The 13,126-nt window shown below is 71.9% G+C and carries 11 protein-coding genes; 3 read left to right on the forward strand and 8 right to left on the reverse strand.

All coding sequences use genetic code 11. From position 1 onward, the window contains the following. Positions 1-33 precede the first annotated feature (33 nt). The 4 genes from glgX to HHX35_RS36395 form a co-directional block, all read right to left on the reverse strand. Positions 34-2,154 (reverse strand): glycogen debranching protein GlgX, encoded by a 2,121-nt coding sequence (glgX, locus tag HHX35_RS36380; protein WP_182903165.1) that lies wholly within the window; start codon positions 2,152-2,154, stop codon positions 34-36. Between the two features lie 115 nt (positions 2,155-2,269). Further along, positions 2,270-2,698: an OsmC family protein gene (locus HHX35_RS36385; RefSeq protein ID WP_079314144.1), complete on the reverse strand. Its 429-nt coding sequence runs from the start codon at positions 2,696-2,698 to the stop codon at positions 2,270-2,272. Between the two features lie 92 nt (positions 2,699-2,790). Then, positions 2,791-4,437, reverse strand: coding sequence for an isovaleryl-CoA dehydrogenase (locus HHX35_RS36390; RefSeq protein ID WP_182903166.1), 1,647 nt, complete (start codon positions 4,435-4,437; stop codon positions 2,791-2,793). A gap of 74 nt (positions 4,438-4,511) precedes the next feature. Then, positions 4,512-6,017 (reverse strand): ankyrin repeat domain-containing protein, encoded by a 1,506-nt coding sequence (locus tag HHX35_RS36395; protein WP_310739543.1) that lies wholly within the window; start codon positions 6,015-6,017, stop codon positions 4,512-4,514. Positions 6,018-6,137: 120 nt separating this feature from the next. On the opposite strand from HHX35_RS36395, the gene HHX35_RS36400 reads away from it, so the two are divergent. Then, positions 6,138-6,827, forward strand: a complete 690-nt coding sequence (locus HHX35_RS36400; RefSeq protein ID WP_182903167.1) for a DUF1707 domain-containing protein — start codon at positions 6,138-6,140, stop codon at positions 6,825-6,827. 77 nt (positions 6,828-6,904) lie between these two features. Next, the gene (locus HHX35_RS44090) at positions 6,905-7,927 is read left to right on the forward strand and encodes a hypothetical protein (protein ID WP_259405716.1); all 1,023 of its coding nucleotides are present in this window, start codon (positions 6,905-6,907) and stop codon (positions 7,925-7,927) included. Between the two features lie 96 nt (positions 7,928-8,023). Here the strand turns inward: HHX35_RS44090 and HHX35_RS36410 are convergent, their stop codons facing one another. Together HHX35_RS36410 and HHX35_RS36415 are read right to left on the reverse strand one after the other, a co-directional pair. Continuing rightward, entirely contained in the window at positions 8,024-8,851 is an 828-nt protein-coding gene (locus tag HHX35_RS36410; protein ID WP_182903168.1) for a class I SAM-dependent methyltransferase, read from the reverse strand. A gap of 111 nt (positions 8,852-8,962) precedes the next feature. Continuing rightward, positions 8,963-9,850, reverse strand: a complete 888-nt coding sequence (locus HHX35_RS36415) for a LysR family transcriptional regulator (protein ID WP_182903169.1) — start codon at positions 9,848-9,850, stop codon at positions 8,963-8,965. A gap of 293 nt (positions 9,851-10,143) precedes the next feature. Here HHX35_RS36415 and HHX35_RS36420 point away from each other — a divergent pair, with 293 nt between their 5' ends. After that, positions 10,144-11,523: an MFS transporter gene (locus tag HHX35_RS36420; protein ID WP_182903170.1), complete on the forward strand. Its 1,380-nt coding sequence runs from the start codon at positions 10,144-10,146 to the stop codon at positions 11,521-11,523. Positions 11,524-11,604: 81 nt separating this feature from the next. Here the strand turns inward: HHX35_RS36420 and HHX35_RS36425 are convergent, their stop codons facing one another. Together HHX35_RS36425 and HHX35_RS36430 are read right to left on the reverse strand one after the other, a co-directional pair. After that, positions 11,605-12,351, reverse strand: coding sequence for a sirohydrochlorin chelatase (locus HHX35_RS36425; RefSeq protein WP_310739544.1), 747 nt, complete (start codon positions 12,349-12,351; stop codon positions 11,605-11,607). After that, a complete protein-coding gene (locus HHX35_RS36430) occupies positions 12,348-13,076 on the reverse strand; it encodes a phosphoadenylyl-sulfate reductase (protein WP_182903171.1) in 729 nt (242 codons plus the stop codon). Before HHX35_RS36430 ends, HHX35_RS36425 begins: the two co-directional genes overlap by 4 nt. Positions 13,077-13,126: the final 50 nt, after the last annotated feature.

The raw sequence follows: 13,126 nt of genomic DNA on the forward strand, positions 1-13,126 counted from the left end.
TCGCGGCGGGCCCGGGGCGGCGGCGGGGACGGCTCAGCCGCCGGCGCAGACCAGGACCCGCATGGACCGGTCGGCGAGGCAGACCTTGGCCCCGGCGGGCAGGGTCTCCTCGGCGTACGGGTCGTCGCGGACGTCCTCGTCGGCGGTGTCGAGGACGGGACGCCAGGCGGCCCCCAACTCCGGGCCGGGGAGGGCGAAGGTCAGGTTCTCGTGGTGCGCGTTGATCAGCAGCAGGAACGTCTCGTCGCTGATCCGCTCGCCGCGCGGGCCGGGCTCGCTGATCGCGTCGCCGTTGACGTACACCGCCAGCGACTTCGCGTAGCCCGTGTGCCAGTCGCCGTCGGTCATCTCCGTGCCGGACGGCGTGAGCCAGATGACGTCCCTGCTGCCGTCACCGACCGTGCGGCCCTGGAAGAACCGGCGCCGCCGGAAGACGGGATGCGCCCGCCGTAACGCGGCCAGGCGGCGGACGAAGTCGAGCAGGTCGCCCTCCTGCCGGATCAGCGACCAGTCGATCCAGGAGGTGTCGTTGTCCTGGCAGTAGGCGTTGTTGTTGCCGTGCTGGGTGCGGCCGAACTCGTCGCCCGCCAGCAGCATCGGCACGCCCTGGGACACGAACAGCGTGGTGAGGAGGTTGCGCCGCTGCCGGCGGCGCAGCCGTACGATGCCGGGATCCTCCACCGGGCCCTCGGCGCCGCAGTTCCAGGAGCGGTTGTCGTCCGTGCCGTCGCGGTTGCCCTCGCCGTTGGCCTCGTTGTGCTTGTGGTCGTACGACACGAGATCGGTGAGGGTGAACCCGTCGTGGGCGGTCACGAAGTTGATCGAGGCGACCGGGCGGCGGCCGCTGCTGGCGTACAGGTCGCTCGACCCGGCCAGCCGCGAGGCGAACTCGGGCAGCGCCTGGGAGGCCCCGCGCCAGAAGTCCCGCACGGAGTCGCGGTACTTTCCGTTCCATTCGGTCCACAACGGCGGGAAGTTCCCGACCTGGTAACCGCCGGGGCCGACGTCCCACGGTTCGGCGATCAGCTTGACCTGCGAGATCACCGGGTCCTGCTGGATGAGGTCGAAGAACGCGCTCAGCCGGTCGACGTCGTGCAGCTCCCGGGCCAGCGCGGCGGCGAGGTCGAAGCGGAAGCCGTCCACGTGCATGTCGAGCACCCAGTAGCGCAGCGAGTCCATGATCAGCTGAAGCGCGTGGGGCGAGCGGACGTTCAGCGAGTTGCCGCACCCGGTGTAGTCGAGGTAGTAGCGGCGGTCCTCCTCGCGCAGGCGGTAGTAGGCGACGTTGTCGATGCCCCGGAAGCCCAGCGTGGGGCCCATGTGGTCGCCCTCGGCGGTGTGGTTGTAGACGACGTCGAGGATCACCTCGATGCCCGCCTCGTGCAGGGCGCGCACCATCGCCTTGAACTCCTGGACCTGCTCGCCGCGCTGCCCTGAGCTGGCGTACGTGTTGTGCGGCGCCATGTAGGCGATCGTGTTGTAGCCCCAGTAGTTGGTCAGCCCTCGGGCGACCAGGAAGTGCTCCGGCACGAACTGGTGGACGGGCATGAGCTCGACCGCCGTCACGCCGATCGACTGGAGGTGGTCGAGCACCGCCGGGTGCGAGAGCCCCGCGTAGGTGCCCCGCTGCCGCTCGGGGACGGCGGGATGGCGCATGGTCAGGCCGCGCACGTGCGCCTCGTAGATCACCGTCTCGTGATAAGGCGTGCGGGGCGGCCGGTCGTTGCCCCACTCGAAGAAGGGGTTCACGACCACGTTCTTCGGCATGTACGGCGCGGAGTCCACGGTGTTGAGCCGCGCCGGGTCGGCGAAGTGGTAGGAGAACAGCGACTCGTTCCACCGCACCGAGCCCTCGATCGCCTTGGCGTACGGGTCGAGCAGCAGCTTGGACGGATTGCACCGGTGCCCGTGGTCGGGCCGGTAGGGACCGTGCACGCGGAAGCCGTACCGCTGGCCGGGCATGATCCCCGGCACGTAGCCGTGCCAGACGAACCCGTCGACCTCGGGCAGGTCGACGCGGGTCTCTTCGCCTCTGTCGTCGTACAGGCACAGCTCGACCCGCTCGGCCGCCTCCGAGAACACCGAGAAGTTGGTGCCCACACCATCCCAGGTGGCGCCGAGCGGGTAGGGCTCTCCAGGCCAAACCTCGCGCATGTAACCTCATTCTCCACTGCCGGGGCGAATCGTGTCACCCGAGACGACCCCTGCTCTCGCCCGGGAACGCGGGAGCCCCCGCCGGATCGGGTCCGGCGGGGGCTCCCGCTGGTGCTCAGCCGACGAGTTCGGCGTTCAGGGTGATCGTCGTGCCGGCGAGCGCCTTGCTCACCGGGCAGTTCGCCTTGGCCGTCTCGGCGGCCTGCTGGAAGTCCTCGGCCGAGATGCCGGGCACCTGCCCGCGGACGGAGATCACGATGCCGGTGATGCCCTCACCCGGCTGGAAGGTCACATCCGCCCGGGTCTCCAGCGACTGCGGCGGCGTGCCGGCCTTGGCCAGGCCGTTGGACAGGGCCATCGAGAAGCACGAGGAGTGGGCGGCGGCGATCAGCTCCTCCGGGCTCGTCTTGCCGTTGGCCTCCTCCGCCCGCGAGGGCCAGGAGACGTCGAAGGTGCCGACCCCGGAGGAGTCGAGCGAAACGGTGCCCGAACCGTCGAGCAGCGCGCCCTTCCACTGCGTCGTCGCGGTACGAGTGGTCGCCATGGCGACTTCCCTTCACTAGCGAGTCTTAATCCGTCAGCAGCGACCTTAACGCCGCCGCCGACGCGATGGGCTCACCGGCATGGCCGGTCGGCTCACGCCGGCGCCGCGCGCTCAAGGATCGCCTCCAGGTCGAGGCCGGAGGGCAGCGTGCCGAAGGCGCGCCCCCAGTCGCCGGACAGGCGTGACGCGCAGAACGCGTCGGCCACCGCGGCGGGGGCGTACCGCACGAGCAGGGACGCCTGCAGGACCAGCGTCATCTCCTCGGCCACCCGGCGCGCGTCGGCCTCTCCCGCCGAGGCGAGCCTCTTCAGCACCCGTTCGGCCGCGTCGGCGACCCTCCTGTCCTGGGCCAGCGCCACCTCGGCGAAGAACGCCTCGACCGCCTCCGGCTCCCTGGCCATCACGCGCATCATGTCGAGGGCGGCCACGTTGCCCGAGCCCTCCCAGATGCCGTTCAGCGGCGACTCCCGGAACAGCCGGGGCATCTGCGACTCCTCGACGTACCCGTTGCCGCCGAGGCACTCCAGCGCCTCGGCCGCGTGGACCGGCGCCCGCTTGCACACCCAGTATTTGCCGGCGGCGAGGGCGGCCCGGCGGAACAGGCCCTCGGCCGCGTCGCCCCCGATTGCCCGGTCGGTCGCCCCGGCCAGGCGCGTCATGAGCGTGGTCGCCGCCTCCGACTCCAGCGCCAGGTCGGCGAGCACCGAGCGCATCAGCGGCTGCTCGGCGAGTGTCCGGCCGAACGCCCTGCGGTGGCGGGTGTGGTGGAGCGCCTGCGTCAGGCCGTACCGCATGCCGGCGGCCGAGCCGATCACGCAGTCGAGCCTGGTCATGTTCACCATCTCGATGATCGTCCGGACGCCCCGGCCCTCCTCGCCGACCAGGTAGGCCACGGCGCCCTCGTACTCGACCTCGGCCGAGGCGTTCGACCGGTTGCCGAGCTTGTCCTTCAGCCGCATCAGGCGCATCGCGTTGCGGGTGCCGTCGGGCAGCACGCGGGGGAGCAGGAAGCACGACAGCCCGCCCGGAGCCTGGGCGAGCACCAGGAACACATCGCACATCGGGGCGGAGTTGAACCACTTGTGGCCGGTCAGCGCGAAGGTCCCGTCGCCCAGCGGATCGGCCCTGGTGCTGTTGGCCCGCACGTCGGAGCCGCCCTGCTTCTCGGTCATGGCCATCCCGGCCAGCACGCCGCGCTTGTCCCGCGGCGGGCGCAGCCCGAAGTCGTACGTGCGGGAGGCCAGCAGCGGTTCCCACTCCGCCCGCAGCGACGGCGAGTGCCGCAGCGCGGCCACGGCGGCGTACGTCATGGAGATCGGGCAGCCGTGCCCGGCCTCGACCTGCGACCAGGTGAAGAACTTGGCGGCCCTGGCGACGTGCGCACCCGGCCGGGCCGACGTCCAGGGCGCGGCGTGCGCGCCGCTCTCGACCGCCACCGTCATGAGCTCGTGCCAGGCCGGGTGGAACTCGACCTCGTCGATCCTGTTGCCGTACCGGTCGTGGGTGCGCAGCACGGGCGGGTGCTCGTTGGCCAGCCGCCCCCACTCCTGCGCCTTCGCAGAACCGGCCAGCAGGCCGAGCTGGCGCAGTTCCCCGGCCGCCCAGTCCGCCCCCTCCCTGGCGAGCCCCGCCAGCAGCGCCGGGTCGGCCGAGACGTCGTGGCCGGTCAGCGGGGGCACCTGGTTGGTCACGTCGTGGGTCACTGGGTCCTCCTGTGGTCGATGCCGGGAATCGTCCATACCAGGACGTCCAACATGCCGGGACTCCATCTCAACATCTCGAAGGGCCGGGACAAACACCGGGCGCCAAACGGTCAGGCCCCCGAAATCTCCAGGCCGAGCTCCTGGGCCGCCTCCAGCGCGAGGTCGCGGGCGTAGTCCTGGTCGGCGCCCGCCTCGCACAGCACCCGGTGGACGCCCTCGATCGCGCGCCGGTCCCCACGCCCGGCCAGGCCCCGGGCGGCCTCGGCCACCGTCGTCAGATCGCGGTCGGTCAGCCGGGTGACCAGGGCGTCCCTGATGGAGGCGGTGTCGGCGGGCAGCCCCGCGATGCCCATCGTGGCCCAGTCGCGCACCTCGTCGTCGGCGCACCGGCTCAGCCGGATCAGCGTGGTCAGCCCGTCCTCGTCGTCCGGAGGCAGGACCGCGGCGAGCGCGATGGGGTCGTGGACCGTGGGCTCCCGGCCCGGGCTGTTGACGATCTCCAGCACCTCGGGGAGCGCCCGTTCGTCGGCCTGGTGGCCGAACGCGTGGAGCAGCGCCTCGACGACCGCGGGCTCGGTCTCCTGCCGGGCCAGGTCGCGCAGGATCTCCAGAGTGCGGTCCCGGTAGGGGTCGTGCCCCGGCTCACCGAGCCCCGTCTGCTTGCCGAAGCCTGACTCCTGACCGAATTCGGCGAGCACGTCGACGCCGAACTCCCGCTCCATCGGGTCGTCGCTCTCGCACAGCCGGGCCAGCGTCAGGAACGTCTCCTCGTCGTGGCGGGACTGGAGCGCGTGGACGGCCGCCCACCACGTCTCGTCGTCCTCGTCCAGGTCGCGGTAGGGCAGCGCGCGACCGAGCAGCACGTCCGCGCGCGGCCGCAGGCCGAGAGCCGCCTCCAGGACCGTCGCGACGGCGGCGTGCCCGTGCTGGCGCGTGATCGCGTAGCCGCCGTCGGCGCCGCGCGCCTCGACCGTGACCCGCCGGGTGCCGTCCGGAGCGGAGGCGTGGGCCACCAGCACCGTGTAGTCGCCCTCCACTCTCGCGGAGACCTCCTCGCGCAACACGGCTTCGAGATCCACCGCCGCCAGCCGGGCGGCGATCTCCAGCGGGGTCGCGCCGTCCCAGCCCGGCGCGGACGGGTCGGCGCCGTGCTCCAGCAGTGACCAGACGATCCCGTACGCCCCGAAGATCGCGGCCAGCGTCAGCGGGGTGTCGCCGTCGTCGTCGGCCCGGCCGGGATCGGCCCCGGCGTCGAGCAGGATGTCGGCCGACTCCAGGTTGCCGTTGGCCGCGGCCCACAGCAGGGCCGTCCAGCCGCCCTCCTCAGCCGCGTCGGGGTCGGCGCCGCCGTCGAGCAGCGCCTGCACGGTCTCGGCATGGTCCCAGCACGCCGCCGCGCAGAGCGGAAGGCCCTCCTCGTGCCCCCCGCTCGGCTGGTCCGGGTCGGCGCCGTACTCCAGGAGCAGCCTGACGATGTCGTGGTGACCGCCGACGGCCGCCCGATAGAGCGGCGTCGTCCCCTGAGCGGGGTTCACGGCGGTGTCCGGGTGCAGCATCGCCGCCACCCGCGCGACGTCCCCTCCCGCTATCGCCTCCAGCAACCTGCTGCGGGTCACGATTCCATGCTCACACAGTCCCTTCCGGGCCTCGTCCGCAGGGATCGTCTCCGCGGATCGCTCGCAGGATCGTTCCCAGGGAGGAGGGAGACCGGGTCCGGGCGGGATACGGTGAAGGGCGTGAACGATCCGGGTGGCATGCGGGCGTCCGACGCCGAACGCGAGTCCGTGGTGGAACGGCTGCGCGTGGCGTCCGCGGAGGGGCGGCTGACCCTCGCGGAGCTGACCGAGCGGACCGAGGCCGCCTATCTGGCGCAGACCCACGGCGAGCTCGCGCAGATCACCGCCGACCTGCCGGGCGGGGCTCCCGCTCCCGCTCCCGCGCCTGCCGTACCGGCCACCCCGCAGGGCAGGATGCGCAAGTGGATCGTGGCGGTGATGGGCGACGCCAAGAGGACCGGCACCTGGCGGATCGACGACGGCATCGGCGCGGTCTGCGTGATGGGCGACGTGGTCCTCGACCTGCGCCAGGCCGAGGTGCGCGGGCGTGAGGTGGACATCGTCGCCACCTGCGTGATGGGCGACGTGAAGATCATCGTGCCGGACGGCGTCGACGTCGAACTCTCCGGCCTCACGATCATGGGGGACAAGAAGGTCCAGGTGGTCGAGGCGCCCCGCGGCCAGTTCGCTCCCGTCGTCAAGGTCACGGCGTACGTGCTGATGGGCGACGTGAAGATCATCGGCGACTCCCGGGCCGAGCCGATCAAGCGCGGCTGGTTCGCATGGAGCGAATGGTGGCAGGAGCGCCGTCAGCGCCCGGGCCAAGGGGGATACGAGATCCCCGACCGCCGCCACCACGGCCTGCACTGATCCGTGTTGCACTGATCCGCCGCCGGCCGGATGGCCGTACGAGGCAACGGCGGGACGCTCCCAGGGAGTAGTCATCGGTGACCGTTCACCAAGGGATCACCGAGAACCTGGGGGCCGCACATGCGCGACCGGGCCGACTTCGAGCGCTACGTGCAGCAGCGCTCGGACCGACTGCTGCGGACGGCTTACCTGCTCTGCCGCGACTGGGCCACCGCCGAGGACCTCTCCAGACGGCGCTGGCCAAGGCGTGGCTCGCCTGGCGCAGGGTCGGCGAGAACCCCGACCCGTACGTCTACCGCATCCTGGCCAACACCCACGCCTCCTGGTGGCGCAGGCGCTGGCGGGGCGAGCGGCCGACCGACGTGCTGCCGGAACCGGCCGTCGGCGACTCCGCCGACCTGCTCGGCTCCCGCGACGCCGTACGGCAGGCCCTCACCTGCCTGCCGCCGAAGGCCGCCGGCCTGGCCGCCGTGGTGACGGTGGCGACGGCGCCGCGTACGGTCACGATCGCACCCGACGACCGCCCGGCCGCCGCCGCCATGCCCGGCCCTTCGCTGACTCCGGGGGTGTCGTACCTCGCGGGGCAACGGGTGTTCCTCGCAAAGGAGACCGAGACGGGCGGACGCGTCCTGCGGTTCCCCTACAGGGGCATCAGCGAGTCGGTGAACGTGCGGGTCGACTGCCGTGAGCCGTCGTACGGGTTCGTCTGGCTGAACGGCCGGCTGGAGGCCCAGGGCGTCTGCGGCGTCCAGAGCGACCATGTCGACCACCCGATCTCGTGGATCGACGAGTCCGGCAGGGATCTCGCGGGACGCAACGAGGTGGCCGTGGCGCTGGTGCCGGTCCAGAGGGTGGCGGCGGACGGCGAGTCGGGCGCGCCGATTCCCGCGCTCGGCGAGCAGGAGGCCGAGCGTGTCATCGCGGAGACCGGCGAGTACCGCACCGGCGCCAAAGTGACGATCCGGGAGGCGTGGCTGCTGCGCTCGGCGCCGACGCCGATCAACTGTGACAGGGACATCGTGATCCGCAAGCCGAACGGGCAGGAGATCCTGTCCTCGGCCTGCGACCGGCCCACCGGCTTCCCGCTGCCCGTGGACTGAGTGGTCGCGTCCGTAAATCCTGTGACCGGCCGTTCGGTTGCTGCTCAACCCCGAGGCGTGGCTGGTCGGCGGCCGCTCCGCCCGGGCTCGGCGACCCTAGGCCGGCTGCCGCGGTTCCCGGCGGCCCGCCTGACTGGGCTTACGGGCGTAGACGTACATGACCGGCAGATCGAAGGCGTCCGGCTCGTTCAGCAACTCGGCGACCCGAGCAAGGTAGCGCGCCTCGAAGGCGGCCGTTTCCTCCGAGGAGAGCGACGCGACTTCGAAGTAGTTCGGGTTCACCACATGGCCCCGCCACAGGTCCGCCGCGCTTCTGGGCGGGAGCGCGATCACATCCGGCACGGCCCGTTCGTAGACGAAGCCCGCCTTGGTCACCGCCGCGCGACTGCTCTCCTCCGCGCCCACCTCAGCCATCGGATCGGTGAGGGCGAGGCCGAAGCCCCTGGCGCATTCGCGGAAAACGCGAGCCGCGCGGGGGAAGCCGGCCCGCATCGCGGAGAAGCAGAGAAGCCCGCCCGGCTTCAGCACCCGATGCCAGGCGGCGAACGCCGTCGAGGCCGGCAGATAGAGCATCCCCGCACAGCACAGGACCACGTCGAACGCCTCGTCGTCGAACCCGTCGAGAGCGGTGGCGTCCGCCTTCACATAGCTCACGTTGGTCAGACCGGACGCGGTGAGCAGCCGGTCGGCCTGCTGCAGCATCCCGGCCGAGATGTCCACGCCGACCACCTGACCGGAGGGACCGACCGCCCGTGCCGCGGCCAGCGCCGCCAGCCCCGTGCCGGTGGCGGCGTCCAGCACGCGCATGCCGGGCGTCAGGCCCGCGAGCTCCACCAGCCGCTCGGCGTAGCCGGCGTGCCAACTCAGATGCCCGTAACCGGCGGCTCGCCCGTCGAAGTACGACTCCATTCGCCTGTGATCCATAACCCCATCATGTCCGCCCGTGGGGAGGCCAGGTCCTTGCTGTCGCCTACTGCCGTCCACATCAGGCATGCCGATGATGATCTTCCTGTCCCTGGACTGCCGCTCTCGTCCTCAGGCGGCGCGGGCTCCGTTCACGATGGCCGTGAATGCCCGTACATCCGCGTTCCGGTCGTCGGTGGGCCAGACCAGCGCGACCTCGACCGGGGGCAGGTCGGGAATCGGCACGAAGACGACGTCGGGGTGCCGGTGGAACTTCAGCAGCGAGACGGCCAGTGGATGCACGCCCTCGCGTCGCGCGACCAGTTCGAGCATCTCGGAGTAACTGGAGAACGCGCCGCGGCGCGGGATCAGCCTGCCACCCGGTGTGTAGAGCGGGACGAACGGGCAGGACAGACCTTCTGGCGACGATCTGAGCGCGAACACACCCAGGTCGGCCAGGTCCTCCACACTCGCTGAGCCCCGTTCGGCCAGTGGATGACCGGCGGGCACCGCGAGCAGCCTCTCCTCCCGGGCGATGGTCGGGCCAACGGTCAGCTCCGGCCGCTGCTCGACCGGCAGCCGGGCGACCAGCAGGTCGGCCTCGCCCCGCAGAAGCGGACCGTACGGGTCGACCAGCGGGTTTTCCGCCAGCACCACCCGGCACCCGGGACGCCCGGCCCGGAAGGACTCGATGGCGTCGGTGAGCCAGTCGCCCCCGGCCGCCCCGGCGCAGCCGATGCGCAGCGACCGGGTGCGCCGCTCCGCCTCCCGGCGGGCGTCCTCGACGATGGCGTTGAGCTGGGCGTACGTAGGGCCGAGCCCGTCGCGCAGCCGGGCGCCGATCGGGGTCAGCGTCACTATGCGGCTCGTCCGGTCGAACAGCGAGGCGCCGATCCGGCGCTCGAGGGCGCGAATGAGCTGGCTCACCCTGGACTGCGAGAGGTTCAGCCGTCGCGCCGTACGGCCGAAGTGCAGTTCGTCGGCGAGGACCAGGAACGTCTCGATCTCCCTGAGTTCCATGTCGGGGGCCTTCCTTCGATAAGCCAGACTGATCGATCATCGCGCGGATCGCTGTTGATCCACACGATCTTGGGCAGCAGCATGAAGTATCCCCGCGATACGCCAACGGCGAGGGTCAGTGGCGAGCGGGGTCCCTACGGCACGGGGTCCACAGGGGGCGAGGTGCCCGGCGAGGACGAGGCACGAAGGTGAAGATGCCCGAGAATCTACCGACGCGACACCGGCCCCAAGCCGCGGGCCCAAGCCGCGGCGACGGCGGCAGGCCGAGGCGCCAGGGGCTCGTTCTGGCGCTGATGGTGACGGCCCAATTCATGGTCATCCTGGACTCGTCCATCGTCAACGTCGCCCTCCCGACCATCCAGCACGCGCTCCGGTTCTCCCCGGTCGGCGTCGAGGGAGTGATCACCGCCTACGCGACGGCCTTCGGGGGCGTGCTCGTCCTCGGCGGCCGGCTGGCCGATCTGCTCGGATACCGCCGGATGTTCGTCGCCGGCCTGCTCGCGTTCGCGCTGACCTCGCTGGCCTGCGGGCTGGCGAACGCGCCCGTGGTGCTCGTCGCCGCCCGCGTCGCGCAGGGCCTCAGCGCGGCGGTCCTCGCCCCGTCCGCGCTGGCCCTGCTGACCACCACGTTCACCGAGGGCGCCGAACGCAACCGCGCGCTGGGGATCTTCGGCGCGGCCACCTCCCTGGGGTTCGTCTCGGGGCAGATCCTCGGCGGCGTGCTGGCCGACACGGTCGGGTGGCGCAGCATCTTCATCATCAACGTACCGGTCGCCGCGCTGGCCGCGGTGCTGGCGGCGCGGGTGATCGCCGCGACCACGCCGAAGGGCGAGCGCCGGGTGCCGGACGTCACCGGGGCGGTCCTCGTCACCGCCGCCGTCGCCCTGGCGGTCTGGGCGCCCGCGTACGGGTCCGAGCACGGCTGGACGTCGGTGGGCGTCCCGGCCGCGGTGGTGGCGGCGCTCGTCCTGCTCGGTGTGTTCGTCGTCGTCGAGACCCGGCGCCGTGATCCGCTGATCCGGTTGTCGATGCTGCGGTCCCGGTGGTTCGCCGGCACCGGTGTCGCGACCATGGTCACCGGCGCGCTCAACGGCGCCGTCGTCCTGTTGTGCACCCTGTTTCTCCAGCAGACGCGCCACTACAGCCCGCTGCAGGCGGGGTTCGCCTTCGTCCCCACCGGCCTCGCCGGCCTGCTCATAGGCGTGAAGGTGGCAGGACCGCTGATCACTCGCCTGGGAGTGCGAGCCGTGCTCACCGGGACGTCGCTGTTGTCCGCAGTGGCGATCGCCTTCCTGAGCACGTTCCCCGGTGGGGGAGGCTATCTGTTCCTGCTCCCCTGGCTCGTCGTGGTCGGCGCGTCCTTCACCGGCGCCGCGGTCGCCACCACCGTCGCGGTCTCGTCCGGTGTCGCGCCGGACGAACAGGGCATGGCCGCCGCCCTGCGGCAGACCGCCTACCAGCTCGGCGTCGCCCTCGGCGTCGCCGTGTTCCTGTCCGTGGCGGCCGCGCACACCGGGGCTTTGCTCGCCCGCCCGGTCCCAGTGGACAGGTCCGAGGCGCTCGCGGCCGGGTACGGTCTGTCGCTGATGATCCTCAGTGTGCTCTCGGCGCTGGGCGGCCTGGCCGCCTTCACGACACTCAGGACCGCCCGGCGGACGACCGCCACCGAGTGATGCGGCTCGACCACTGCGAGCATCAGCCTGCCGCACTCGACGTCGCCACGTTAACCCCCGAAGGGTTCACGGACGCGACCGCTAAGCCGCTTCGCGGGCCTCGCGTACGGCCTGGGCGTGGCGTTCGAGCAGGAGCGCGACCAGTTCGGGGGCGGGGCCGAGAACGCCCGCCACGGCGTGCGCCCCGGCCTCCAGGGTGTCGCGCTCCACCACGTCGGCGAAGTAGCCAGGGGCCAGCAGATAGGGCGCCACCACGACCTTCGGGGCGCCCGCGCGCGTCAGCCGTACGACCTCGTCCCGGGGCGTGGGCGCGGCGGCCGAGGCGTAGGCGGCGGTCACCGACCCCCAGGGCCGGGTGCGCGCCCATTCGCGGGCGACGGCGGCGATCGTGGCGTTGGCCCGGCGGTCGCTGGAGCCGGCCGAGACGAGCACCACGGCGGTGTCCGGGTCGCCGATCTCCACACCGGCCTCGGCGAGGCGGCGTTCGAGGGCCCGGACGAGCAGCGGGTGCGGGCCGAGCGTGGGGCCGCAGACGGCCCGCAGCCGTGGCGTGCGGCCGGCCGCCTCCCGCAGCGCCGCCGGGATGTCCACCCGGCTGTGGTAGGCGGCGGTGAGCAGCAGGGGGAGCACGACGGCCTCGTCCAGCCCCGACAGCGCCTGCGGCAGCGACGGCGGGGCGTGGTCGAGATAGGCGGCGCGGACGTCCAGGCCGGGCCGCGCCCGCCGTACGCCGTCGAGCAGCGCCTCCACGGTCGCGGTGGCGCGCGGGTCGCGGGACCCGTGCGCCACCGCGATCAGCGGCGCGCCTGCGTGCGGGACGGTCGTCACAGATGGATGCCGCACTCGATCTTGCCGAGGCCGGCCCAGCGGCCACTGCGCGGGTCCTCGCCCGGAGCCACCCTGCGGGTGCAGGGGGCGCAGCCGATCGAGGGGTAGTCGTCGTAGTGCAGCGGGTTGATCAGAACGCCGTTGTCGGCGATGTAGTTGTCCACGTCCTCCTGCGTCCACCGGGCGATGGGGTTGACCTTCACCATCTGCCGCTTGGCGTCCCACTCCACGACCTTGGTGTTCGCCCTGGTGGGCGACTCGTCGCGGCGGATGCCCGACACCCAGGCGAGGTAGGGCTCCAGCGCCCGGTTGAGCGGCTCGACCTTGCGCAGGAAGCAGCACAGGTCGGGGTTGCGCCCGTACAGGCGCGGCCCCAGGTCGCGGTCCTGCTCCTCGACCGTCCTGGACGGCTTCACGTTGATCACGTTGACCTGGTAGACCGCCTCGACCGCGTCCCGCGTGCCGATGGTCTCGGCGAAGTGGTAGCCGGTGTCGATGAACAGCACGTCGACGCCGGGCTTGACCCTGCTGACCAGGTCGATCAGCAGGGCGTCGCTCATCGACGAGGTGAGACAGAGGCGGTCGCCGAAGGTGGCCGCGGCCCACCGGATGATCTCCCGGGCGGGCGCGTCCTCAAGGAAGCGCGCCGCGGACTCCACGATGCCCTGGAGGTCCAGCGTCACACGCTGCCGCTCCAGCCCTGCCTCTATCTCCGCCACCGACATCGCTACTCCTCACACGTCGTTCATTGGTTCATCGGATGATTGGATGAAAG

This window comes from Microbispora sp. H10830, assembly GCF_014161375.1.
GTDB classification, from domain to species: Bacteria; Actinomycetota; Actinomycetes; order Streptosporangiales; family Streptosporangiaceae; genus Microbispora; species Microbispora catharanthi.